This window comes from Acinetobacter sp. 1294596, from assembly GCF_000582925.1.
In the GTDB taxonomy this organism is placed as follows: Bacteria; Pseudomonadota; Gammaproteobacteria; order Pseudomonadales; family Moraxellaceae; genus Acinetobacter; species Acinetobacter radioresistens.
Genome location: NZ_JFCC01000002.1, coordinates 48,451 through 72,070 on the forward strand (window position 1 = coordinate 48,451; position 23,620 = coordinate 72,070).

Below are 23,620 nucleotides of genomic sequence, written 5' to 3' on the forward strand. Positions count from 1 at the left end.
TCAGGCCTTGATGGTAGGACGAACGATCACGTCGCCACCAGTTGCACCAGGAATAGCACCCTTAACAACTAAAACAGAACGTTCAGCGTCAATAGATACAATTTCAAGACCTTGTACTGTTACGCGTTCATCACCTAGGTGACCGGCCATTTTTTTGCCTTTGAACACGCGACCAGGAGTCTGGTTTTGACCTGTAGAACCTAAAACACGGTGAGAAACAGAGTTACCGTGAGTAGCATCTTGCGTACGGAAGTTCCAACGCTTCACACCACCTTGGAAACCTTTACCTTTTGATTGACCAGTTACGTCAACGATCTTACCTACTGCGAACAAATCAACACCGATAGAAGCACCAACTTCACGACCTTCAAGCTCTGCTTCAGTAACACGAAACTCTTTAACCAGACGACCAGCTGCCACGCCTGCTTTTGCAAAGTGACCTTTTTGACCGTTAGTAACGCGAGATTCGCGACGTTCACCAGTAGTTACTTGAATTGCTTGATAACCATCAGTTTCAAGCGTTTTGATTTGCGTGATGCGGTTTGGATCAACTTCGATCACTGTAACTGGCACAGAGACGCCGGCTTCTGTGAAGATACGGGTCATACCGCACTTGCGACCGACTAAACCAATAGCCATGTGTGTAAACCTCTAAAAAAGCGGCTTAATTAACTTAGGAGCTAATTAACCGAAAGCCTTAACCCAATGCGATCTGAACGTCAACCCCAGCCGCAAGATCCAATTTCATCAGCGCATCAACAGTTTTGTCTGTTGGCTGAACGATATCGATCAGACGTTTATAGGTGCGGATTTCGTACTGATCACGCGCATCTTTGTTTACATGCGGTGAAGTAAGAACGTTGAAGCGTTCGATGCGAGTAGGCATCGGAATTGGACCACACACTTGTGCGCCAGTACGCTTAGCGGTTTCTACGATCTCTTGAGCAGATTGATCAATCAGACGATGATCAAAAGACTTAAGACGGATACGGATTCTCTGGTTAGACATACCAGTAAACTCCAAGCCAAAATATATAAAGAATCACCCTTGACGCACCTCACCTATTGGTAAGTGTCAAAGGCAGTGAAAATCACTAAGGTCATGATCGATGCCACGACTGTCACGATCCTAACGACTTTATTCGCCGTTAGTGCCCCAAATTTAGGGGTTGCTCATTATAACGATTGTTTAACTCTTACGCAATTCTCTTTTTCAATTTTCCTGATTTTATCTGGGTTATTTGATATTTAAGGAGCACTGGCATATTAATTACGCAATACGTATTGAATCGCTTCATTCAAAATAGAGTTCCCCACGACAAACTGTTCGGAAACCGATTTTTTTAAGTGTATTGCGGACTGTATGTAATCACCGTTGAATATGGATAACTCCTCATCATCATCCAGAAAAAGCCTCAAGGTATTTGGAGTGATTTCTGGATGGAACTGGAAACCAAGTACATTTTTTCCGATCTGGTACATCTGGTTGGCACATGCTGGGTTTTCTGCTAAATGGATAGCGCCGTGAGGAATTTCAAAGGTTTCCCGATGCCACTGCATTACTTCAAACTGGGCAGGTAGAGCAAAACAGTCTTTGGGAATAGTTCGGCTACGGTAAACTGTAGTCCAGCCAAGTTCCTGATGATGATTAGGCTTAACTTTCGCACCCAGCGCATTGGCAATCAACTGTCCGCCCAGACACAGACCAATTGCCGGTTTTCCAGCTGAAATATAACGGCGAATCCACTGCTTTTCTACTTTTAACCATGGATAGAGTGCTTCATCATTTACACTCATCTTTCCACCCATGACAATTAGCAAGTCGACATCATCAATATCAGGCAGAGCCTCAAGATCTACGGGAAGGTTAAAAGGCAAGGCAAAAAATTCTGTTGCACTAATCTGGGCTTGATGCTGACGTAAAAAATCGTAACAACTTCCAAAACCCTCACCGGCAATGTGTTGAAAATAATGGACCTTTAAATTTTTTTTCATAGTATTGACCAATCATTAATGTATTAGCCAAATATTTGCAAAAATGACGCCAATTTTGGATAAGTGAAAAATTGATTACGCATTTTCACAAATTCATTTGCAAAATCTGGAAAAATCACTTTATCTGTCATTTTAATCCACATTAGCGTTACCAGTTTATTATGTCTAAAATTCAGAATAAACAGACGTGTCTAGTTCACGCACCACGTAAAGCTCCTCAATATATTGAAACAGTGCAGCCTCCCCTCTTTCGTGCATCCACTATCATTTTTAAAAACACCGATGCCCTGTTTAACCGGCACTGGACTGATGCATATGATTATAGTTATGGCACACACGGTACACCGACAACTTTTACCCTAGCAGATAATATTGCCCAGATTGAGGGTGGACAGCACAGTCTGCTTACCCCTAGCGGGCTATCAGCAATTAATCTGGTCAATTCCTGTTTCTTAAGTCACGGGGATGAGGTGTGGGTTCCAGACAATATTTATGGTCCAAACATGGAGCATTTGCGCAATCTGCATCAACGTTATGGTATTGAGGTTAAAATTTATAATGCGCTGGAGCATGAAAGTTTTCAGCCTACTTCAAAGGCCAAACTTTTATGGCTGGAAGCAGCAGGATCAGTCAGTTTGGAGTTTCCAGATTTAAGAAGACTGGTTAGAAAAGCCCGGCAGTCAGGAATACTTACTGCACTAGATAATACCTGGGGAGCCGGTCTTGCTTTTAATGCTTTTGATTTCTCTGATGAGCATTTGAGTGTAGATCTGACAGTCCATGCCCTGACCAAATACCCAAGTGGCGGTGCTGACATTCTAATGGGAAGTGTAGTTACACGTGACCGGAAACTATATCAACAACTGTTTCGCATGCATGCCATTCAGGGAATCTCGATTTCTGGAGATGATGCAGCCCAAATACAACGCAGTCTGGCTCATATGCAACTTCGCTATCAGCAGCAGTCTGCCAATACTATTGTGCTCTTGAACTGGTTGAAGCAGCAGCCTGAGTTTGTACAGGTATTACATCCTGCAGATGAAAATTCACCCGGTCATCAATATTGGAAAGAAACCTGTATAGATAAACAAAGTGCCGGACTAGTCAGCGTTATTTTTAAACCTGAATATGATCTTGAGTCAGTACGAAAATTTTGTGACCAGCTCAGACTCTTTAAGCTAGGTTTTAGCTGGGGTGGACCGGTCAGTTTAGTTATGCTGTATCAGCTCAAAGAGATGCGTACGCTTGAATGTACCCACCTAAAAGAGGGTGTTTTAGTCCGTTTTTGTATTGGCCTTGAAGCTGTAGATGACCTGATAACCGATATTCAGCAAGCTTTACAGGTTTTAAGATAGTTTTAATCAAGGAGAGCTTACTCTCCTCTTTTTTTTATTCATGTTATAAAAATTATATTCTTAATGGGCTGATTAAATTTAATTAACAGTAGATTATTCAATATAACTACAATTTTTCGCTTTTATTTATGATTATTTCATATTTAATTAGAACCACTTATCTTAAACCATAAAAAAAATATGGTTTTTGTATGAGCAATCTATTGCATAACAATTTTTAAAAATGTATTTTAAATATATCTTTTTAGATACCTTGAGATTCTCAACATGAATTCACAACAAATCGAACTGGTCCAATCTACTGTTCCTGTACTGCGTGAAAATGGTGTGGCACTAACCAGCTATTTCTACAAACGCATGCTAAACAACTATCCAGAATTAAAAAATGTCTTCAATCTGGACCATCAAAGTACAGGACGCCAGCCACGCGCACTGGCTGCTGCGGTACTAGCTTATGCAGAGCACATTGAGAATCCTGCTGTTTTAGCTAAGGCCGTTGAACGCATCACTACCAAACATGCCAGCCTCGACATTCAACCTGATCAATATGCAATCGTGGGTGATAATTTATTGCATTCGATTAGTGAAGTACTGGATGTACCATTCGAATCGGAATTGATCGAAGCATGGAAACAGGCTTATTTACAATTGGCAGATATTTTAATTGGGGTGGAAAAACAGAAATACAGCAATCTGGCAGAGCATCAAGGTGGTTGGGCTGGCTGGCGTCCTTTCAAGATTACACAGGTTGAAGATGTAGAAGGTGGTAAACGCTTTACCATAGAATCAGCAGATGGCCAGCCAATTTCTCCGGCTGATGCGGGCGCGTTTATTTCAGTCCGTGTCCATGTTCCTGGTCAGGAACTGTTACAGCCATTACAGTTCAGTTTTCAGGAAGCTCAAGAAAATAGTTATACATTTGTGGTCAAGCCTGACCCAACTCCGACGGAATACTCTGTAGAAGACATTCTGCTCAACCACTATAAAGCAGGTGACCAGGTGGATGTGACTGCGCCGGTAAGTTTTTGATCTTATGAATATAAAGATTTATATAATGTACTGAAAGTTTCTTTCGGGAAGCTTTCAGGCTAAGATAGTGTCCTATTTCCCTGTTTCCAAAGCTGGCTGGTCATGCAATTAAATAAATTCACTGATTATGCTTTGCGTAGCTTGATGTATATTTCACGTCCAAGAAATACGCCATATACCATTGCAGAAATTGCAGTAGATCTACAGATTTCCCATAATCATCTGGTCAAGATTGTACATTTTATGGGTAAACAGGGCTGGTTGATTACATTACGTGGCAAAGGGGGCGGTATTCAGCTGAATCCGCAGGCACTTGATTCACGTGTAGGCGATATTGTTCGAATACTGCAAGGTGACCAGCCAATTGTAGAATGTAATTCACCGCCTTGTGTGCTCCGTTCAGATTGTGGCCTTAAAGGTATTTTAGATACAGCAGTTGAACAGTTCTATCAGAGTCTGAACCAATATACATTGGGCCAGGTTCTAAATATTCAGCCTGTTCAACCACATCTCTCTACTCATTCAGCAATTGCTTTACTTAATCTTTCCTGAATTTTTGCTAATCTGTATAACTTGATAGTACAAGATTCGCGAGAATCCTTTACTTCCTTTATACTAGGCGCTGTAATCTCAGTAACGCAAGTGAAGTGCTATGCATCGCAGCAGTGGTAAATCTAAAAACAGTAAAACGGCGCAGGCGCCTAGGCAGAAAATCAGCTATGAAAAAGCGCTGGACCCTGCTATTACCGAATACTCTGTACGGGCACTAAACTGGTTACGTAAAGCCGAGTTCCTGATGAGTGCACCCAAGCTTTCGCTTTGTGTTGAAGATACCGGTTACGAAATTGCATTTGCAGGTCGTTCAAATGCTGGAAAATCCAGTGCCATTAATGCATTAACCAACCAAAAACAACTAGCACGTGCCTCTAAAAAGCCTGGCCGTACCCAGATGATCAACTTTTTTAGTCTGGGTAACCCTAACCAGCGTCTGGTAGATTTACCTGGTTATGGTTATGCGGCCGTTCCAGAGACCATGAAAATTGTCTGGCAAAAAGAACTGGAAAATTATCTGATTCACCGTGAAAGCCTGCAAGGTTTAGTACTGCTCATGGATATCCGCCATCCATTACAGCATTTCGATACCATGATGCTGGAATGGGCCCATTCCCGGAAACTGTTTGTACATATCCTGTTGACGAAAGCAGACAAGTTAAACCGCGGTCCGGCTAATAAAACTTTGCTTGAGGTCAAGCAGGAATTGAAGAAAATGAAGCTCAATTTCTCGATCCAGCTATTTTCTTCATTGAACAAACAGGGGTTAGAAGAGCTGGCCAGTGTTATGGCGGGTCGTCTGAACTTTACGCTAGAACAGTCTACACAGTTTGATCTGGACAGTATTCCAGAAGCAGTTGAAGAAGATGAAGTGGATACTGTAGAAGAACTGGAAGACTTTTTACCAGAACAGCACGCTGAACAAAAAACCAGAATAGCCCGATAAAGATGCAGAAATTATCCTACCGGAATATATTATTTCTCCGGTAGGAATACTTTGCAGTCCATGTTAAGGAAATACAGAACACAGTTCTTTTAAACTTCGGACTGAAGATCTTTAGCCGGCTGGCTATAACGGTCTACCACTACACTAATCATCATATCACCCTGCACATTCACTACAGTACGCACTGTATCAAGTAAACGGTCAATCGGCAGTAAAATAGCAATTGCTTCGGCAGGCAACCCTACTGACTGTAATACCATAATCATGGTAACCATTCCTGCACTTGGAATTCCCGGGGCCCCTAATGAAGCAATCATGGCGGTCAGGCAGACAATCACCTGTTGTCCCAAGCTTAAGTCCAGCCCGATCAGATTCGCAATAAACAAAGCCGCCGCAGCTTCATAAAGAGCCGTCCCATCCATATTAAGCTGTGTGCCCAAAGGAATTACAAAACCGGCAATATGAGGTCGTACTCCCAGATTCTCCTGTGCAGCCTTCAGGCTCAAAGGCATGACTGCTGAACTCGAACTGGTTGCAAAAGCTGTTACCAAGGGAATACGTGCACCACGGAAAAAGCGTATCGGTGACATCCGGCCAAAAATCCAGAGCAGTAGCGGCAAGACTACCAGTCCATGAAAAATTGTTGTGCCGGTTACTACTGCAGCAAATTCAGCCAGTCGACTCAAAATAGAAATATCTTCAGTCGCGACCAGTTTTGCCAGGAGTGCCACAATACCCAATGGAGCCAGTTTCATGACCCAGCCGACCAACATCATCATCAGATCAAAAAACTGCTGACTCAGTCCGCGAATCGAATTAAACCTCTCCCCGCCTTTCACCAGTGCAACCCCTAGAAACAATGCAAACACTACTACAGCCAGCACATTACCATCGCTAAAAGCTTTAAACGGGTTAATAAGAGTATTTTGAATAAAGTTGGTAAAAAAAGCAGACGGTGTCATTGTATCCGGGGTCTGATGTGACTGCATGGCTTCTTGGAATAAACTAATATTCATCCCTTTACCCACTTCAAACAGATGGGCACAACCAATACCTAAAATCAGTGCCAGGGTTGTAGTGGTCACACAGCAAATTAAGGTGGTTTTCCAGACTCGGCCCAATTGCCCACCAGACTGTAGGTTAGAAACACCAACCACAATCGAGCTGAAAATGAGTGGAATGAGCAACATCTTGAGCAAACCAATAAATATACTGCTGGCAATGCCGAGCAGATAAATACTGCTGTCAAAAAAACTGAGGTCAGGGTTATATTTTAAGAAAAAACCGAAAGCTAGCCCGATAATGGCAGCAAATAGAATCTGTGTATTTAGGCTCATTAGAGTAAGCAGTAGTCAAGTAGTCCCTTTCAGGCACTATGCCATGAGCTTCCACAAGAATCGAGGCTATTTATAGGGACTTTTATTAATATTTAAAAGCCACTCCCTGAGGAGGGCTTTTAGAATGTACTTTTTAGCAGATATTACTGGGTTTCAATTTCACGTAAACGCATCAGGCCTTCTTGTACAGTACTGCACACTAGCTGGCCATTTTGCCACATGCGGCCAAAGTTTAAACCGCGTGAGCTGGCACTGACTGTTGCCTCCATGTCATATAACATCCATTCATCCGCGCGCAAAGGGCGATGGAAATAAATTGCATGATCCAGACTGGCACATTGCAGACTTGGTGAAAGATAGCTTAAGCCATGTGGACGTAGCGCTGTGGTCATCAAGGTGAAATCAGAATAGAACGCTACAATGGCCTGATGCAGGGAAATTTCATCGACTTCGGTTGCAATCTGGTCATGGGTTCGTAAATAGTGGGCATAATAAGGTGCTTCAGGTTGGGGCTGAAACGGGTTATCTATATTTACCGGACGGATTTCAATATGACGATTCCGCATAAAGCTGGCACGTACATTTTCAGGGATAAAGCTGATTAAACCTTCTTTTAACTCCTGCTCGGCTTTTAGTGTTTCAGGTGCAGGATAACTTGGTTCCTGATGCTGGTAGTTCAAACCTTCTTCCGGTTCTGCAAAAGACACCATCGCAGAAAAAATGGTACGTCCATGCTGAATGGCTCGCACCTGACGGCTGACAAAGCTTTTTCCGTCACGCAGACGTTCAACCTCATAAATGATAGGCGCATTAACATCGCCACCAAACAGGAAATAAGCATGCATGGAGTGTGCGGGACGGTCCGCAGTATAAGATGCTGCACGTAAGGCCTGTCCAAGTACTTGGCCTCCAAACACCCGTTTACCGACCAGGTTGCGGCTTATTCCCCTATAGATATTATCTTCTAGCTTTTCCAGGGTTAAAAGCTCAACAAGTTCTTGAGTTAAAGTATTCATAAGATACCTTTAATGAATGGAAGACCGAAACAGCCCCATGAAATGATGAACGAAAACAAGATAGATAAACTATTTTGCCATATTTTCTGAGTAAAACGCTAAACTTTCCTGAGAGCTGCTGCCATATTTACTTTTGGGTTATAATCCCTAAAAATACGATTTTTAACGATAAAAGCTAGCCATTCTCTTCTGTTTTAGCAGAAAATGGCAGACCCGTTTTTCTGTTCGATTTAATACAAAATCAGTCGATGACCGGATACCGGTTTCAGTCGTCTAGCTAGGAGTTTTTATGTCCAAGAGTGGATTTGGTCAGTTGTATCGGCGGCTTTCAAGCAAGCTGCTTGACCTTGTCGTAACCCCCCATGTTATTGGCGAAGTTCCAGGCAAGTCACCGGCTGAAGAGCAGGAATTGGCTGAAGTTAATAAAAAAATTACCTGTTATGTCCTGCAAAACTATTCTCGCAGTAACGCCTTAATTGTAGATGCAGAAACCCGACGTTTACAGCTTGCTCCGGCATTGGACCCGCTGGTCATTGCCGAGCATAAAGAAAAAGCTTCGGTTCTTTTTCTGCAACATCATGATGAAAAAAATCTTTTAAATCCGCCAGCTCATAATTTTCCACCCCGTTTACTTCGTCTGATTGAGCTTCTCGACCAGTATCCACAGTACGATATTGAACTGGTGCCAGTTACTGTGCTTTGGGGCCGCTCGCCAGATAAAGAAGATTCCTGGTTTAAACTTTTATTTACAGATACCTGGGCGACGCCGGGTAAAGTCAAACAGCTGGTTAATATTGGTTTACATGGCCGTGAAACGTATCTGGAATTTCATGAAGGCCAGTCTTTACGTACACTGGTTGAATACGCCAAAGAAAATTATCCGAACCTCTCAGCAGCGACTTATATTATTAGTACCTTAAATGACTATCTGGATTGCCAGCGCGAAGTCGTACTCGGACCAGATTTATCTGACCGTCGCAATGTGATGCAGTCTTTGATCAAATCGCGTGATGTTCAAGAAGCCATTCGCCGTGAAAGCATCCGTGGCAAAATTAGCATGCTGGAAGCTGAACGCCGTGCAATTGGTTACTTGAATGAGATCGTATCGGATTATTCAGCTTCAGCAGTACGGTTTGCCGATATGGCACTGCCCCGCCTCTGGACGCAGCTTTATGATGGTGTAGAAGTACATAACTTTAATACTGTTCGTGAACTGGCAAAAGACTATGAAATTATCTATACACCATGTCACCGTAGTCATATCGACTACCTGCTGCTTTCTTATGTGATTTATAAGCGTGGTTTGATGGTTCCGTATATTGCGGCAGGCGACAACCTGAATATGCCATTCGTGGGCCAGCTGTTACGTGGTGGGGGCGCATTTTTTATTCGTCGCTCTTTTCGTGGCAACGCACTGTATACTTCGGTATTTAAAGAATATCTATATAGCATTCTCTCACGTAATACACCGCTTGAGTACTTTATTGAAGGTGGCCGTTCACGTACCGGCCGTCTGCTGCCACCCAAAACCGGCATGCTGGCGATGACTGTGCATAGCCATCTACGTGGACGTGCTAAACCTATTGCCTTTGTACCCACCTACATTGGCTATGAACGTCTCATGGAAGGCGCAACGTATGTAGGTGAAATGCAGGGCAAACCAAAAGAAGCTGAATCTATTTTTGGAATCTTGCAGACCCTGCGTAAAATCGAACGGATTTTTGGTAAGGTCCACGTAAATTTCGGTGAACCTGTGTTTCTAGATGACTTGCTGAAACAGCACGGCGCCGAAAATATAGTCATCGAGAAAAATGATGATCCGGTTCCTGCAGCAGTTTCAGAAGCAATTAATAGCTCGGCTGTTGCTATTTTAGAAAATATCAACCGTGCGGTGGTAATTAATCCAGTATCGTTATTATCACTCATCTTACTGGCCACTCCGAAACATACACTTGATGAAGAAGTATGTATTAAACAGCTTGATGCTTACCGACGTCTGGCCTCTGCACTGCCTTATGATGAACGTACTCAGGTTACGCCTTTATCTGGTAAAGAAATAATTGCCTATGGCTTGAAACTAAAACTGATCAAACGGGTTCAGCATGTACTGGGGGATATTATTGCAATTGAAGATAATCAGGCAGTCTTACTGACCTATTTCCGCAATAATATTTTGCATTCGTTTGTTTTGCCTTCTCTGGTTGCATCACTGGTTGAGCACAATGGTAAAATCAGCCGCGGCGATCTGATCAGTGTTATCCGTACTTTATATCCATTCCTGAAGGCCGAGTTATTCCTGAAATGGAATACTGATGAATTGAAAGAGCAGATTTGCCAAAATGCAGATGCCCTGATTCAAGGTGGCCTGATGAGCCAGGATGAAGAAGGCAATCTGCTCAGTTCTGCCCCAAATACTGAAGAACATAATCAGCTGGTTGTATTAGCCGCCCCAGTAAAACAGAGCCTAGAGCGTTATTACATGACCTTGGCCCTAATTACGCAACGGGGTTCTGGCACCATTTCTGCAAAACAGGTTGAAGATTTAAGCCATCTGCTGGGTCAGCGCCTGTCTGTACTTTATGAATTTAACTCACCAGAATTCTTTGATAAGGCCCTGTTCCAGAGCTTTATTAAAGTCTTAACCCAACAAGAATATATCCGTACCAATGAGAATGGCTTAATTGAATTCGATGCCGGTTTTAGCAATATGGCCGAAGGCGCTAAACTGGTACTGGATGAAGTGACCTTGCAAATGTTGCATCACATTACTGACTTTAGTGATGAAGAACTGCAGGAAGCTTTAAATGCAGTCGCTGCACAACAAGCCAAACGCCGCTTGATGCGCAAGAGAAAGTAAGTTAAAAAAAGCCGCTGACAGCGGCTTTTTTTAGACTGGTTAAGCTGACTGACTTAACAGGTCAGCATAGACCTGAAAACAGTCAGGATAATTAAGCTGGAAACCGCTGTCCAGCATACGGCTGGCATATACCTGTTTACCACTGGCTTGCTGCGACTCAAGGGCCAGTATAGGTAATCCTAGCCGCTGCTGAAACCACTGAATAATACTAGGCAAAGGCAAAGGCCGGTTATCCGTTACGATATAACTCAGTTGCGGAGTTTCAATACAGATTAGAAGTGCCAGAAAACCTACCAGGTCATCAATATGAATGCGGTTGCTATAATGCAGGTCTGGATAAGTCTTTCGGCTCTGGGCCAACTTTTGCATTCGTGCAACCGATGTACCATAGATTCCGGTCGGCCTCACAACTACCACTTGTTCAGGGCAGGCTGCCTGCCATTTCAGCTCCATTAATTGTAATAGAAAGCCCTGTTCATCACATGGATAAACTGTAGTTTCATCATTAATTTCCTGTCCTGCCTGTTCACCATAGACCCGGGTAGATGACACTACTACAATACGTTTTACCGGATGGCCATTTAAAGCGGCTGCTAACGATTCAATTGGAGATACATAGGTCTGTTGATATGCCTCAGCTGTACTTTGGTCTGGACTTAGTAAAATATACACCCAATCAACAGGGGGAATCTGGCTGAAGTCAGCCTGCTGTACATCCTGAATCAGATGAGTGGCATAAGGATCAAATTTCGGACTTCGGCTGATTGTGGTAATTTGGTGGCCTTGCTCAAATAACTGTTTTGCAAGTCTTTGAGATGTTTTACCATAACCAATAAATAGAATATGCATGGTATGACCTAAGTTAGGGGGACATGGCTACAGTCCATCAATTACAGGGTGTCGGTACAGCGTCAGCTGCATTACTCGAGAAACTGAATATTTTTACTACTGATGATCTGCTATTTCATCTTCCGCGTGATTATGAAGATCGTAGCACTATTATTCCCATGAACCAACTTGTCGTGGGCCGTAGCTATTTGCTTGAAGGAACGGTAAGTTCTATCGATTTTCCGCCCGGCAAACGCAAATCTATGGCGGTATTGCTCGAAGATGATTTTGGTAAGGTTACATTGCGCTTTTATCATATCTACAAGGCCCTGATTGATAAAATGCGTAGTGGCAACCGGCTGCGGGTATTCGGTGAAGTCAGAGTGGGCGCTCGTGGACTGGAACTTTACCATCCTGAAATTCAGCAAATCAATGCACAAACTGCTCTGCCTAAAACCCGCTTAACTGCCATTTATCCTTCTACCGAGGGCCTAACTCAAGCCAAGCTACGTGAATACGTACGCCAAGCTCTCGAGCAGCACAGCGAAAATCTTCCTGAACTTTTACCAGAAAAATTCACCAACGGTTACGCCTTAAAAGAAGCGCTTGAATATATTCATGAGCCACCCATTGATGCCAATATGCAACAGTTAATGCAAGGTTCACATCCCGCACAGCAACGACTTATTTTTGAAGAACTGGTTGCTCATCAGATCAGCCTGTTAACTCGGCGCGCTTATATCCGTGAAATTGAAGCACCCGCTTTTGAACCCAGCACAATACTGGCTAAAAAATTATTGGCTAATCTGCCTTTTAATATGACGGGCGCTCAAAGAAGAGTATCTAAAGAGATCATGATTGATCTCAAGCAGCATCAACCCATGTTACGGCTGGTCCAAGGTGATGTAGGTGCAGGTAAAACGCTAGTTGCAGCAGTGGCCGCCTGTCATGCCCTAGAAGCCGGCTGGCAGGTCGCACTCATGGCACCTACAGAAATTTTGGCTGAACAGCATTATTTAAATTTCAAACGCTGGTTCGAACCACTGGGCATTCAGGTGGCTTGGCTATCAGGCAAACAAAAAGGTAAAGCCCGGACACAGGCAGAAGCAATTATACGGGGTGGACTAGCTCAATTAGTTGTAGGCACTCATGCCCTATTTCAGGAAAATGTCGAGTTTGCCCGTTTAGGTCTAGTTATTATCGATGAGCAACACCGCTTTGGTGTCGATCAGCGGTTGGCTTTACGTAACAAAGGGGCTGAACAGATGACTCCACACCAGCTGGTGATGACAGCTACACCAATTCCACGTACTCTAGCCATGAGTGCCTACGGTGACCTCGACACTTCGGTGATTGATGAGCTTCCTCCCGGACGTACACCGATTCAGACTGTGACTATACCACTTGACCGCCGTGAAGAAGTTTTGCAGCGAATTGCTACCAACTGTCAGGAGGGCAAACAGGCTTATTGGGTCTGCACCTTGGTAGAACAGTCCGAAACACTGGATGCCCAGGCTGCTGAAGCGACTTATGCAGAAATTAAGGAACGCTTTCCTAGCCTGAATATTGGACTGGTACACGGCAAAATGAAAGCTGATGAAAAGCAGTCAGTCATGCAAAAATTTAAAAACAATGAACTACAACTTCTGATTGCGACTACAGTAATTGAAGTCGGGGTCGATGTACCTAATGCCTCAATTATGGTGATAGAAAATGCCGAGCGCCTTGGGCTGTCACAACTGCATCAGTTACGAGGCCGAGTTGGGCGGGGAGCAAAAGCCAGCTTTTGTGCCCTACTTTATAAAACTCCTCTTTCACAAAATGGACAGGAGCGGCTTTCTATTTTAAGGGAAAGTAATGATGGCTTTGTGATTGCCGAAAAAGATCTAGAACTGCGGGGTCCGGGGGAACTACTTGGAACCAAGCAGACGGGCGATATGGGCTTTCGCGTGGCTAAACTGGAGCGGGACGATCATTTGCTGACTGAGGCACACTATGTAGCCGAACAAGTCCTCAAGGATTATCCTGTAAATGCAGAAGCTTTACTTAAGCGCTGGTTACCTGAGGCACCACGTTATGCCTATGTTTAACCCATCCTCTTTACTCAGACCTATCTCACGGCTGCTACCCTGCCCGCTTTGTAGCAGCAGTTTACAAATGCAGCATGGAGTTTGTCATGATTGCTGGGAACAGCTGCCTTGGTATCGGCAGACTGTAGAACGACAAGAATTAAACATTCATGTTGCCTGTGGCTATCAGTATCCAATAGATCGCATCATCCAGCAGTTTAAATATGAGCAGCAGTTAAACTATCAGCAGCTACTGACTGCATCGATACTAACCCTCAGGTTACCTAAAGTTCAGGCCATTGTGCCTATGCCCATATCAACCGAACGTTTAATTGAACGCGGCTATAATCAGTCACTGGTCATTGCAAAAATTCTAGCCCGTGAGCTGAATGTTCCGGTCTGGCAACCTGTAATTCGGCTGGCTCAGCATTCGCAAAAAGGCTTATCGCGACTCGAACGTCTGAACCAGATTGAAATGCAATTTCAGCCGATCCTCACCGAACGCCGGCGTTACCGCCGGGGATTAATGCTAGACGATGTAGTGACTACAGGCAGCTCACTTTCGGCCTTGGCTCAAGCCCTGACCCAGCTGGGCTGCCAGCATATTTTTGCTGCGTGTATTGCAGCCGCAGAAACAGCCTAGTTTTTTTCCAGCAATTGCTGCTCGCACCAAGGTATAACAATCTCACGAGTCAGCGGAGCAAGCAAAGTGGTCTGATCATCCAGTCTGACCCACTTCATTTCAGCAATTTCTGCGGCAATCCGGGGTGACTGGGCTATAGCAACCAGATATAGGTAACTGATCAGCTCATGGTCAGGCTCATTAGCTGCCTGTGTTTCAAAACGGCCAATAAACTGCTCTACTTGTGCCTCGCAACCAATTTCTTCCTGAATCTCGCGGATAATTGTCTGCTCTGGTGGCTCATCTATTTCCAGCTTGCCACCAACTTGCATAAAATATTGAGTATTTTGCTTACGTACTACCAGTAATTCATACTCTTTATTTAGAATTACGGCAGCTGCCACAGTAATTTTTTTCATCAATTTGCCTTATGGATTTACGCCAGAAGTTCCCCACTTCGGTGCAGGCGGCTGATACTGGTCAAACTGCTGCAAGATTTGTTCGATATTGTCCGAGGCAATTAATTTTTCAACAAACCGGCTATGGGTAAAACCTTTATCGACTGTAAACTGAATCATTTTAAGCAGATCATTATAAAAGCCATCCAAGTTTAAAAAAGCACAAGGCTTCTGGTGAATCCCTAACTGAGCCCATGTCCATTGTTCAAATATTTCTTCCAAGGTTCCAGCACCACCCGGCAGTGCAATAAAACCGTCTGAAAGTTCTGACATTTTAGTTTTTCGCTCATGCATATTCTGAACGACATGCAATTCAGTCAGGTCTGGATGTGCCAATTCACGGTCAACTAGAGCATGGGGAATCACGCCAATCACTGCTCCCCCTGCCTGTAGGGCGCTATCTGCAATAACACCCATTAAGCCGGAACGTCCTCCACCATAAACCAAAGTCTGCCCACGCTGGGCAATTGCCTGTCCGACTGCTTGGGCCGTTTCTAAAAAAACAGGCTCCGTTCCAATGGCAGAACCACAAAAAACACCAATAGCTTTCATAATATGTTGACCATGTTGTAAATTTTTCATATTTTTCAAGTAAGCTTAAAGCAGAATTGCAAAGGAGACTAAAAAAATCTCTGTTGGGGTGTGTTTTTCCGGCAATCCTTGTCTAAAATACTCACCCATCTTGAACGCCAATACTGCGCAAGGGAGCCAAAGATATGCTTGAAGCCTTTTACGCCACAGAGCGCGGTAGTTTGGAAGATGCCACTATTAATGGTGGCTTTGATTTACATCCAGAACTTGTATGGATTGACCTAATTGCGCCCTCACAGGAGGAACAGCAATGGGTCGTAGATGCCTATAACCAAAATTTACCGACTTTAAAGTCTCTAGAAGACATTTCTTCATCAGCACGATTCTACCGCGATGACGATGGAATTTTGCATATCAGTACCTACTTTTTAACGAAAAATAAAAATTACCAAGTCGATAATGAGACTGAAGATGGAATGAGCCGACTGGCTACCGTACAGACTGTGGCTTTTATTTTACATAAAAATCATCTATTCACATTACGTGGCGAAAAACTGGTGGCATTTCGGGCATTCCGGGCACGTGCGCGCCGTAATGACTATGAAATGGATTATAAAGATCCGACTTGGATTTTATTAGGGTTATTAGAAGCCAAACTGGATGAACTTGCGGATATATTAGAAGATATCCACAGGGATCTGGAAAAATACTCTACTGAGGTCTTAAATAATCATCATCGCGAGCAGATTCTGGATCTGGACGACATGATTACGCGGCTAGCCCAGCAAGAAGATACTCTGGGTAAAGCCCAGCTCTGCCTGATTGACCTGCGTCGAGTACTAACTTTTTTATCGCGTCCGCGTGCTCTGAGCAGTCATATTTATGATGCAGATATTCGTGAATTAAGTGAAGATGTACGTTCTTTGGTTGAACATGATGCCTTCCTCTTTCAAAAGGTTCGCTTCCTGCTGGATACAACTTCAGGATTTATTAATACTGAACAGAGCGATACGATCCGTCGCTTCTCGATTTTGCCTAGTATGCTGGCGCCACCGATGCTGATTGCCAGTGTTTATGGTATGAATACTGATGTGCTTCCATTTGCTAAAGGCACTACTAGTTTCATGGTAGTCATCAGTATATTGATTGCCTTTTTTGTAGGCCCCTTAATTTACTTCCGTTGGAAAAAATGGATATAAAAAAAGCACCTTATGGTGCTTTTCTAATTTCAGTTTAGCTGAGCAGTTGCAAGTCATTTTCCAGATGGCAAGCCTGAATGATTTTCATCATCTTGTCTGGCACACTCTTAAATTGCAAACCCTGAGCCTGTGGAGTTTGCCTTAACCAGCGGATCAGCACCGCTAAGGCCAGCGTACTCCCATGCTCTAGTCCAGCCAAGTTAACTATAAGTGGGTAATGCTGCTGAGACTGAATAAGCTTGAGGCCCTGCTGATAATATTGTTCCGCATTAGCGTAATCAATTTTCCCAGTAACCTTAAGCTCCTGCCCAATTAATTCAACCACTCTGCACCTGCCCTAACTAAACCTTATTTTTTTGCCTGACTGACTGCAGCATCTGCATCCGGCTGGAAGTTTGCAATCGCTTTATCCAGATTACCACCATTACGTTTTACCGTAGCTGCAAACTGATTACGGAACTGCAAGCCCAAGTCGATACCAGAGACGTTAATATTACGGATTTTCCATTGCGTACCTTTATCTACCAACTGGAAAGAAACCGGAATTTTCTCGCCCTTATTGTTAAAGTCGACAGTAACTACAGGATTTTTGCTGTTAGTGGCTTTATAAGGACGAATGCTGTAAGACTGGTTACTATATTTTGCAAAAGCACTGCCATAATTTTCAATCAGAGTTTCACGGAAATTTTTCTCAAATTGAGCACGCTGGGCAGCTGAACTGTATTGATTGGTTGCGTAAGTACCCATTACAATACGTGTAAATGCCTGGGAATCAATGTAAGGGTCCAGATTTTCACGTACAATGGTTTTGACTGCAGCCGGATTAGTTTGCAGCTTGTTATGATAAGCTTTTAAACGGCCAATCAACCCATCTGCTACACGTTTAATGAAAGCCGGAGGAGCTTCAGAAGGTGCAGCAAATGCTGTCCCTGCCAATAAGCTGGTTAATACACTTGCTGTCAGGGTTTGTTTAAATAAAGTTTTCACTCAATCACTCCTCTACATTACTCGACAAATGAAGTCTGAGCATTATTTGCTTCAGCCGTTTCAGTTGCCGAACTTTCTGATGATTTACCCGCACCACCTGTAATAAATTTACTGATTAAATCTTCCAGATCCATAGTGCCCTGCGTATTGGCAATTGTTTCACCACGTTTGACATAGTTCAGTCCACCGCCTGGAACAATTTTCAGATATTTCTCGCCTAACAATCCATTGGTAGCCACCATAATATAAGCATCTTCATCAATACTGGTGATGGATTTCATGTTACTGATCAGTTGCTGTTCCATAGCTTTTTGTTGTGCCGGTGCCGCAGCAGCATATTCACTACTGTAGCGTAATTCCTCTATGGCATTTTGCTGTACAGTTTTTAACTGCTCAGGATTAAAACCTGTAAGTTTACCATCAAGCTCAAAATCTACCTTGGCCAGACGCGACACTGGATCTAGGGTAATATCGGTTACACGTCCAATTGTGACGCCACTCATGGTAACCTTAGCTCTGGGTTTCAGTCCGTTTACGTTGTCGAACTGAGCACTCATTTCATAGCTGTCACGTAAGCTGGTACCCGCCAGACCACTGACTTTCATGGCAAGAAAAAATAGAGCGATGCCGAAAAGAATAACGAAAATACCTACGGCCAGCTCACTAATACGTGATTTCATCAAACCCCTCCGAACATGACCGCAGTCAACACAAAATCAAAACCTAAAACACATAATGAAGAAAAAACTACTGTGCGGGTGGTTGAAGTAGCGATGCCTTCTGAAGTCGGTTCACAGGCATAGCCCTGATAAACTGCAATCCAGGTACAGATTAATGCAAATACAATACTTTTGATGATGCCATTCACTACATCATGCCCGAACTGTACACTGCTTTGCATTCCACTCCAGAAAGAGCCTTCATCTACACCCAGAAAATCTACGCCGACCAGTTTGCCGCCCAGTATGCCTACTGCACCAAAAATTACGGTAAGCATGGGAAGGCTTACTATACCTGCCCATAAACGTGGCGAAACGATCCGTTTAAGCGGGTCTACCCCAATCATTTCCATACTGGAAAGCTGTTCAGTAGCTTTCATGAGACCAATCTCTGCTGTCAGTGCAGAACCAGCCCGGCCAGCGAATAGTAGTGCCGCGACCACTGGAGCCAATTCGCGCAGTAAGGTTAAGGCAACCATGGTACCCAGCATGGCTTCACTACCCACATTCACCAGAATTGAATAGCCCTGCAGCCCTAATACCAGTCCAATAAAGAGTCCAGAGACCGTAATAATCAATAGCGACATCACCCCAACCCGGTACATCTGGTAAATAAATAGTTTTACCCCAAGCCAGGTCGGCAATGAAAATATAATCTGCAGCAACATCAAGGTTGCTACACCAATACCACGCACCCGTTCAATAACAAGTCGGCCCAACCAGGCAACGGCATTCATGAACCAACCTCATTTTTCAGATAAGCCTGATGGCTAAATTGGTAATCCACAGGCCCCTCCACAGCACCAGTTAAAAACTGGCGAACAAAGGGTGAAGCATCAGCCTGTAACTGTTCAGGTGTACCCTCACCCTGAACCTTGCCCTCTGCAATCACATAGATATAATCAGCAATTGAAAGAGTCTCAGCAACGTCATGTGAAACCACAATTGTCGTCAGATCTAATGCTTCACGTAAAGAACGGATCAGCCGGGTAAGTACCCCCATGACAATCGGGTCCTGTCCTGCAAATGGCTCATCATACATAATCAGTTCAGGATCAAGAGCAATCGCACGCGCCAGTGCAACACGACGGTTCATGCCACCTGAGAGTTCAGAAGGCATCATTTGTTCGGCACCACGCAAACCGACTGACTCGAGTTTAAGTGCAACAAGTTCAGTAATCAGGTGCTCGGGCAACTGCGTGTGAGCACGCAATGGAAATGCGACATTTTCATATACAGTCATATCTGTAAACAATGCACCGCTTTGAAACAGCATCCCCATACGAGCACGGGCTTTAAACAGCTCTGAACGCGACATTTTGGCAATGTTATGGCCATCAAGCAATATCTCGCCCTGATCAGGTGTAAGTTGACCACCAATCAGGCGTAGTAAGGTAGTTTTACCTGTACCGGAAGGGCCCATGATTGCAGTAATCTGGCCACGACGGATGCTTAAACTAACATTGTCATAAATGATACGTTCCCCACGTTTAAAACTCAGGTTCCTGATTTCAATCAGGGGCCGAGTATCAAGAGAACTTGGGTAATTCATAACTGAGAATTTCCTGCCTTTTTCAGCCCGCCTACTATAGCATCGAACCATTAAAACTTGGTTGTATTTTAACAATTTGTCCTATGAGAGTGCCAAAGGATTAAGAAAAAATGCCAAGATCATTCTGTTTGATTCAAATAGCGAGATTTGAAAAGACTTTAAACTTGAAAGCTATAACTTGATATTCAAGAAGTTTAAAGTGACATATACAAAATAAATCGTTTGATACCGCTTCTTTTTTATTGGCTCATTATTTTTATAAAAATAAGATGTTGTCCCATTAAACTTAATTAAATTAAAAGTATAAAAAAAGCCAGTTCAGGAACTGGCTTTTTTATTTTATTACAGCTTAGTCTTGAAATTTACGGCGACGCTCACCGCCAAAGTCGCGACGTGGACGGTCTTCACCACCAAAGCTACGCTCGCCACGCGGTTTGTCATCAAAACTGCGGCGTGGACGGTCTCCACCAGCTGGACGCTCACTACGGTCGCCCGCAGCACGGAATCCACCAGTACGTGGTTTATAATCTACGCGGTTTCCACGGTTGTCATCATTTGAGTCAAAGCGTGGTTTGTCATTAAAACCGCCTTCACGACGTGGACGATCGCCACCAAAATTACGCTCGCCACGTGGTTTGTCATCAAAGCTGCGACGTGGACGGTCTTCACCACCAAAACTGCGTGATTGCGGACGATCACCAAAGCTACGTTGTGGACGGTCTGAATTAAATTCACGACGTGGGCGTTCAGCACCACCAAAGCTACGCTCACCACGTGGCTTGTCATCAAAGCTGCGCTGTGGACGATCACCAAAATCACGGCGGGCTGGACGGTCACCAAAATCACGCTTAGGACGGTCATCACCAAATGGACGTTCGCCACGCGGTTTATCATCAAAACTGCGACGAGGACGATCGTCACGACCGCCTTCACGACGTTTGAAGTTTGATTCACCTTCAAAGCGGCGACCACCACCAAAACCACCACGGCCACCCGGGCGTTTACCGCCACCACCTTCACGACGCGGACGAGCCGGCGGTGGAGATGGCTCTAGGCCTTCAATTTCTGAAACATTCAGACGAGTTTCCAGGTAATCTTCTAGAGCACGGATCTTGCCACGTTCACGGTAAGTTGCCAGTGTAATGGCTTTACCGGTACGGCCAGCACGACCAGTACGCCCAATACGGTGTACATAATCTTCATGCTTCATCGGTAAACCGAAATTGATTACGTGTGAAATGGTTGGTACATCCAGACCACGTGCAGCTACATCAGTTGCCACTAGGATTTTAGCTCGGCCTTCACGAATACTGCGCAGACGACGGTTACGTACGGTTTGTGGCATCGCACCATGTAATGCAACAACAGAGTGACCCGCTTCAGCCAGTTCTTCAGCCAGCATGTCGGTATCTTCTTGAGTGCTTGCAAACACAACAGCCTGATCCAGAGTTTCGTCTTCTAACCAGTGAGTCAGCAGTTTTTTCTTGTGCTCAAAACCATCAGTCCAGTGTAATGTCTGGGTGATGTCAGTATTGGTTGAATGACCTGTTTCAATAGCAATACGCATTGGATCTTTCATCATGCATTCAGCAAGACGAATAATACGATCAGCAAAAGTTGCAGAAAACATTAAAGTCTGCTTGCGGTTTAGAGCAAGTTCGCTGATCGCTTCCAGGTCTTCAGAGAAGCCCAAGTCAAGCATACGGTCAGCTTCATCTACAATTAACGCATCAACTTTATCCAGTTTAATCTGGCGACGGTTTACCAGGTCAAGCAGACGGCCTGGAGTGGCCACTACAACCTGCGCACCTTTTAACTGCTGGATTTGTTTACCAAAAGGCATACCGCCCATGATCGCAGCAATACGTACACCTTTCATGTGACGTACCAGCGCGATTGCATCTTGACAAACCTGCTGGGCTAATTCACGAGTAGGCGAAATCACCAGAATATTCGGTTGAGTCACTGCACGCATACGTTCTTTAAATGGCAGGAAAGTATCTTGATCAGCAAGAGCATTTAATGTTGGCAGTAAGAATGCCGCAGTTTTACCAGAGCCAGTTTGGCTTGAAACAAGAAGGTCTTTACCTTCTAAGGCAGCAGGAATCGCCTGTTCTTGTACAGCAGTTGGCGCTGTAAAGCCCAAGTCTGTCAGTGCTTGGGTAAGAGATTCATGTAAAGAAAATTCAGCAAAAGTTTTGCTCATAGAGAGTGTTCACCCTGTTTTGGGTGCTCCATTTAATAAATACAAATATGGACATCGGCACAAAGCGGCACAGCGACTAGAAGCTGAAAAAATATAGAATTCAGCAGCGATCCGAATAACGACGATGTGGATTAAACGCACGCATGATTACGGCCGCAACCTGAAAGAATCGCTTAAGCGATTGGGGCGCGAGGAATAGTCCTCTCTATGGACAGTACGCGCATACACAATGATTAGAAGAGAATGTTCAGGTAATGAACGGAAATTTAAGTGCGTGACAGCATGATACCAGAAACATTTTAAAAAGTAATCATTTTTTTCGATTAAATCTAAAACAAAGAGCGGTTTTAGCAGTAATTGGCTCATTTTTAAGTTAATTTAGATTATTTTTTATACACTCAATTTTTAAAAAATCTTAATTCAGTATTTGTAGAAACTTGTATAGAAAAATAAACCTTAATATATACATCGTACCAGTAAGTAAAAAGCCCTCAATTGAGGGCTTTTTAAACGTTATTGCAGAGTTTATTTAGCTGCATCGCCCCAAGCAGGAACTACAGTTTGCATCAACGGTTTTAACATTTTCATTGAAGATGCCAAGACCTGTCCATTTGACATGGATTCAGAACCACCACGCGCATCCACTACAGTACCCCCCGCCTCTTTAACCAAGAGCTCACCTGCTGCAATATCCCAAGGCTTCAGGCCAACTTCAAAAAAGCCATCAAAGCGGCCAGCAGCCACATAAGCCAAGTCGAGCGCAGCAGAACCGCCACGGCGAATTTGTGCACCAGCTTTAGTCACAGCCAGCAAAGAAGCAAAATGCTGCTCGGCATAAGATACTACTTCACCAGCACGCTGAGTACGGTAAGGATGACCTACTGCCAGGAAGGTATTGTCCAGGCTGTCCTTAACATTTACACGAATGCGGCGCTGGTTCATCATTGCTCCGCGGCCACGGCTGGCAGAGAATAACTCATCTTTTACCGGATCGTAGATTACGCCATGCTGGGTAATCCCTTTATGCTGAACCGCAAGAGAAATACAGAAATGTGGAAAACCATGAATAAAGTTTAAAGTTCCATCCAGCGGATCAATCACCCAGCACCAGTCGGCATCGTGACCTTTTCCTTCCTGAAGACCGAACTCTTCACCCAAGAAACTATGATTTTTGTAACTTTTACGAAGTGTATCGATAGTTAACTGTTCCAGATAACGGTCTACACGCGTTACTGGACCATCAATTCCTTTTTCTTCCACTTGTAGATCGAGCTTATGACGATTTTGATGCGCTTTTAAAAGCTCTTGACCAACTGTTTGAGCCGCACGCGCAGCCATCACCACCATAGGTTCCATTGAACA

23 protein-coding genes are annotated in these 23,620 nt (G+C 44.0%); 8 read left to right on the forward strand and 15 right to left on the reverse strand.

Annotated elements, in window-relative coordinates:
* The 3 genes from rplC to J502_RS01560 all read right to left on the reverse strand — a co-directional run bounded on the left by rplC (nucleotide 1) and on the right by J502_RS01560 (nucleotide 1,995).
* Nucleotides 1–639, reverse strand: a complete 639-nt coding sequence (gene rplC / locus J502_RS01550) for a 50S ribosomal protein L3 (RefSeq protein WP_034682839.1) — start codon at nucleotides 637–639, stop codon at nucleotides 1–3.
* A 58-nt stretch (nucleotides 640–697) separates the two neighbouring features.
* The gene (gene rpsJ / locus J502_RS01555; protein WP_000070912.1) at nucleotides 698–1,009 is read right to left on the reverse strand and encodes a 30S ribosomal protein S10; all 312 of its coding nucleotides are present in this window, start codon (nucleotides 1,007–1,009) and stop codon (nucleotides 698–700) included.
* Nucleotides 1,010–1,266: 257 nt separating this feature from the next.
* Nucleotides 1,267–1,995, reverse strand: a complete 729-nt coding sequence (locus J502_RS01560) for a type 1 glutamine amidotransferase (RefSeq protein WP_026443870.1) — start codon at nucleotides 1,993–1,995, stop codon at nucleotides 1,267–1,269.
* A 161-nt stretch (nucleotides 1,996–2,156) separates the two neighbouring features.
* Here J502_RS01560 and J502_RS01565 point away from each other — a divergent pair, with 161 nt between their 5' ends.
* The 4 genes from J502_RS01565 to yihA all read left to right on the forward strand — a co-directional run bounded on the left by J502_RS01565 (nucleotide 2,157) and on the right by yihA (nucleotide 5,877).
* Entirely contained in the window at nucleotides 2,157–3,350 is a 1,194-nt protein-coding gene (locus J502_RS01565) for a PLP-dependent transferase (protein ID WP_017400890.1), read from the forward strand.
* 267 nt (nucleotides 3,351–3,617) lie between these two features.
* Nucleotides 3,618–4,379 (forward strand): globin domain-containing protein, encoded by a 762-nt coding sequence (locus J502_RS01570; protein ID WP_034682842.1) that lies wholly within the window; start codon nucleotides 3,618–3,620, stop codon nucleotides 4,377–4,379.
* A gap of 102 nt (nucleotides 4,380–4,481) precedes the next feature.
* Nucleotides 4,482–4,931 carry an RrF2 family transcriptional regulator gene (locus J502_RS01575; RefSeq protein ID WP_005018324.1) on the forward strand — a complete coding sequence of 150 codons (450 nt, stop codon included), beginning with the start codon at nucleotides 4,482–4,484 and terminating at the stop codon, nucleotides 4,929–4,931.
* A gap of 100 nt (nucleotides 4,932–5,031) precedes the next feature.
* The gene (gene yihA / locus J502_RS01580; RefSeq protein ID WP_034682844.1) at nucleotides 5,032–5,877 is read left to right on the forward strand and encodes a ribosome biogenesis GTP-binding protein YihA/YsxC; all 846 of its coding nucleotides are present in this window, start codon (nucleotides 5,032–5,034) and stop codon (nucleotides 5,875–5,877) included.
* 89 nt (nucleotides 5,878–5,966) lie between these two features.
* On the opposite strand, the gene J502_RS01585 is transcribed toward yihA, so the two are convergent.
* Entirely contained in the window at nucleotides 5,967–7,214 is a 1,248-nt protein-coding gene (locus tag J502_RS01585) for a dicarboxylate/amino acid:cation symporter (protein WP_034682847.1), read from the reverse strand.
* Between the two features lie 143 nt (nucleotides 7,215–7,357).
* Nucleotides 7,358–8,230, reverse strand: a complete 873-nt coding sequence (locus tag J502_RS01590) for an acyl-CoA thioesterase (protein WP_017400886.1) — start codon at nucleotides 8,228–8,230, stop codon at nucleotides 7,358–7,360.
* 289 nt (nucleotides 8,231–8,519) lie between these two features.
* Here J502_RS01590 and plsB point away from each other — a divergent pair, with 289 nt between their 5' ends.
* Nucleotides 8,520–11,087, forward strand: coding sequence for a glycerol-3-phosphate 1-O-acyltransferase PlsB (plsB, locus tag J502_RS01595; protein WP_034682851.1), 2,568 nt, complete (start codon nucleotides 8,520–8,522; stop codon nucleotides 11,085–11,087).
* 39 nt (nucleotides 11,088–11,126) lie between these two features.
* Here plsB and J502_RS01600 read toward each other — a convergent pair whose 3' ends face one another.
* Nucleotides 11,127–11,936: an NAD-dependent epimerase/dehydratase family protein gene (locus J502_RS01600; protein WP_034669899.1), complete on the reverse strand. Its 810-nt coding sequence runs from the start codon at nucleotides 11,934–11,936 to the stop codon at nucleotides 11,127–11,129.
* A 23-nt stretch (nucleotides 11,937–11,959) separates the two neighbouring features.
* Here J502_RS01600 and recG point away from each other — a divergent pair, with 23 nt between their 5' ends.
* Together recG and J502_RS01610 are read left to right on the forward strand one after the other, a co-directional pair.
* Nucleotides 11,960–14,005, forward strand: a complete 2,046-nt coding sequence (gene recG, locus J502_RS01605) for an ATP-dependent DNA helicase RecG (protein WP_034682853.1) — start codon at nucleotides 11,960–11,962, stop codon at nucleotides 14,003–14,005.
* Nucleotides 13,992–14,627 (forward strand): ComF family protein, encoded by a 636-nt coding sequence (locus tag J502_RS01610; RefSeq protein ID WP_034682856.1) that lies wholly within the window; start codon nucleotides 13,992–13,994, stop codon nucleotides 14,625–14,627. The genes recG and J502_RS01610 overlap by 14 nt, the downstream gene beginning before the upstream one ends.
* Here J502_RS01610 and J502_RS01615 read toward each other — a convergent pair.
* Entirely contained in the window at nucleotides 14,624–15,025 is a 402-nt protein-coding gene (locus tag J502_RS01615) for an NUDIX hydrolase (RefSeq protein WP_005018308.1), read from the reverse strand. The two genes, J502_RS01610 and J502_RS01615, sit on opposite strands and share 4 nt — an antisense overlap.
* Nucleotides 15,026–15,034: 9 nt before the next feature.
* Complete coding sequence (locus J502_RS01620; RefSeq protein ID WP_005404596.1) at nucleotides 15,035–15,616, reverse strand: LOG family protein; 582 nt, start codon at nucleotides 15,614–15,616, stop codon at nucleotides 15,035–15,037.
* Nucleotides 15,617–15,780: 164 nt separating this feature from the next.
* Here J502_RS01620 and J502_RS01625 point away from each other — a divergent pair, with 164 nt between their 5' ends.
* Nucleotides 15,781–16,794 (forward strand): magnesium and cobalt transport protein CorA, encoded by a 1,014-nt coding sequence (locus tag J502_RS01625; protein ID WP_005018301.1) that lies wholly within the window; start codon nucleotides 15,781–15,783, stop codon nucleotides 16,792–16,794.
* A 34-nt stretch (nucleotides 16,795–16,828) separates the two neighbouring features.
* Here J502_RS01625 and J502_RS01630 read toward each other — a convergent pair whose 3' ends face one another.
* From J502_RS01630 to J502_RS01660, 7 genes are all read right to left on the reverse strand, one after another.
* On the reverse strand, nucleotides 16,829–17,119 hold the full coding sequence (locus tag J502_RS01630) for an STAS domain-containing protein (RefSeq protein ID WP_017400885.1): 291 nt from the start codon (nucleotides 17,117–17,119) through the stop codon (nucleotides 16,829–16,831).
* Between the two features lie 23 nt (nucleotides 17,120–17,142).
* On the reverse strand, nucleotides 17,143–17,781 hold the full coding sequence (locus tag J502_RS01635) for an MlaC/ttg2D family ABC transporter substrate-binding protein (RefSeq protein ID WP_034682859.1): 639 nt from the start codon (nucleotides 17,779–17,781) through the stop codon (nucleotides 17,143–17,145).
* Nucleotides 17,782–17,798: 17 nt separating this feature from the next.
* On the reverse strand, nucleotides 17,799–18,461 hold the full coding sequence (gene mlaD, locus J502_RS01640; protein ID WP_017400884.1) for an outer membrane lipid asymmetry maintenance protein MlaD: 663 nt from the start codon (nucleotides 18,459–18,461) through the stop codon (nucleotides 17,799–17,801).
* The gene (gene mlaE, locus J502_RS01645) at nucleotides 18,461–19,237 is read right to left on the reverse strand and encodes a lipid asymmetry maintenance ABC transporter permease subunit MlaE (RefSeq protein WP_017400883.1); all 777 of its coding nucleotides are present in this window, start codon (nucleotides 19,235–19,237) and stop codon (nucleotides 18,461–18,463) included. The genes mlaD and mlaE overlap by 1 nt, the downstream gene beginning before the upstream one ends.
* Entirely contained in the window at nucleotides 19,234–20,052 is an 819-nt protein-coding gene (locus tag J502_RS01650) for an ABC transporter ATP-binding protein (RefSeq protein WP_017400882.1), read from the reverse strand. The genes mlaE and J502_RS01650 overlap by 4 nt, the downstream gene beginning before the upstream one ends.
* A 349-nt stretch (nucleotides 20,053–20,401) precedes the next feature.
* Nucleotides 20,402–22,258 carry a DEAD/DEAH box helicase gene (locus tag J502_RS01655; RefSeq protein ID WP_005407098.1) on the reverse strand — a complete coding sequence of 619 codons (1,857 nt, stop codon included), beginning with the start codon at nucleotides 22,256–22,258 and terminating at the stop codon, nucleotides 20,402–20,404.
* Nucleotides 22,259–22,783: 525 nt separating this feature from the next.
* A complete protein-coding gene (locus tag J502_RS01660; RefSeq protein ID WP_005024392.1) occupies nucleotides 22,784–23,614 on the reverse strand; it encodes an inositol monophosphatase family protein in 831 nt (276 codons plus the stop codon).
* Between the last annotated feature and the right edge of the window lie 6 nt (nucleotides 23,615–23,620).

Bases quoted from the DNA above. Each gene is read 5' to 3' on its own strand.
- J502_RS01610 (WP_034682856.1), top strand. From the start codon at position 13,992: ATGCCTATGTTTAACCCATCCTCTTTACTCAGACCTATCTCACGGCTG.
- mlaD (WP_017400884.1), bottom strand. From the start codon at position 18,461: ATGAAATCACGTATTAGTGAGCTGGCCGTAGGTATTTTCGTTATTCTT.
- recG (WP_034682853.1), top strand. From the start codon at position 11,960: ATGGCTACAGTCCATCAATTACAGGGTGTCGGTACAGCGTCAGCTGCA.
- J502_RS01560 (WP_026443870.1), bottom strand. From the start codon at position 1,995: ATGAAAAAAAATTTAAAGGTCCATTATTTTCAACACATTGCCGGTGAG.
- J502_RS01590 (WP_017400886.1), bottom strand. From the start codon at position 8,230: ATGAATACTTTAACTCAAGAACTTGTTGAGCTTTTAACCCTGGAAAAG.
- J502_RS01660 (WP_005024392.1), bottom strand. From the start codon at position 23,614: ATGGAACCTATGGTGGTGATGGCTGCGCGTGCGGCTCAAACAGTTGGT.
- plsB (WP_034682851.1), top strand. From the start codon at position 8,520: ATGTCCAAGAGTGGATTTGGTCAGTTGTATCGGCGGCTTTCAAGCAAG.
- rplC (WP_034682839.1), bottom strand. From the start codon at position 639: ATGGCTATTGGTTTAGTCGGTCGCAAGTGCGGTATGACCCGTATCTTC.
- J502_RS01570 (WP_034682842.1), top strand. From the start codon at position 3,618: ATGAATTCACAACAAATCGAACTGGTCCAATCTACTGTTCCTGTACTG.
- J502_RS01625 (WP_005018301.1), top strand. From the start codon at position 15,781: ATGCTTGAAGCCTTTTACGCCACAGAGCGCGGTAGTTTGGAAGATGCC.
- J502_RS01575 (WP_005018324.1), top strand. From the start codon at position 4,482: ATGCAATTAAATAAATTCACTGATTATGCTTTGCGTAGCTTGATGTAT.
- J502_RS01585 (WP_034682847.1), bottom strand. From the start codon at position 7,214: ATGAGCCTAAATACACAGATTCTATTTGCTGCCATTATCGGGCTAGCT.
- mlaE (WP_017400883.1), bottom strand. From the start codon at position 19,237: ATGAATGCCGTTGCCTGGTTGGGCCGACTTGTTATTGAACGGGTGCGT.
- J502_RS01615 (WP_005018308.1), bottom strand. From the start codon at position 15,025: ATGAAAAAAATTACTGTGGCAGCTGCCGTAATTCTAAATAAAGAGTAT.
- rpsJ (WP_000070912.1), bottom strand. From the start codon at position 1,009: ATGTCTAACCAGAGAATCCGTATCCGTCTTAAGTCTTTTGATCATCGT.
- J502_RS01655 (WP_005407098.1), bottom strand. From the start codon at position 22,258: ATGAGCAAAACTTTTGCTGAATTTTCTTTACATGAATCTCTTACCCAA.
- yihA (WP_034682844.1), top strand. From the start codon at position 5,032: ATGCATCGCAGCAGTGGTAAATCTAAAAACAGTAAAACGGCGCAGGCG.
- J502_RS01620 (WP_005404596.1), bottom strand. From the start codon at position 15,616: ATGAAAGCTATTGGTGTTTTTTGTGGTTCTGCCATTGGAACGGAGCCT.
- J502_RS01565 (WP_017400890.1), top strand. From the start codon at position 2,157: ATGTCTAAAATTCAGAATAAACAGACGTGTCTAGTTCACGCACCACGT.
- J502_RS01600 (WP_034669899.1), bottom strand. From the start codon at position 11,936: ATGCATATTCTATTTATTGGTTATGGTAAAACATCTCAAAGACTTGCA.
- J502_RS01650 (WP_017400882.1), bottom strand. From the start codon at position 20,052: ATGAATTACCCAAGTTCTCTTGATACTCGGCCCCTGATTGAAATCAGG.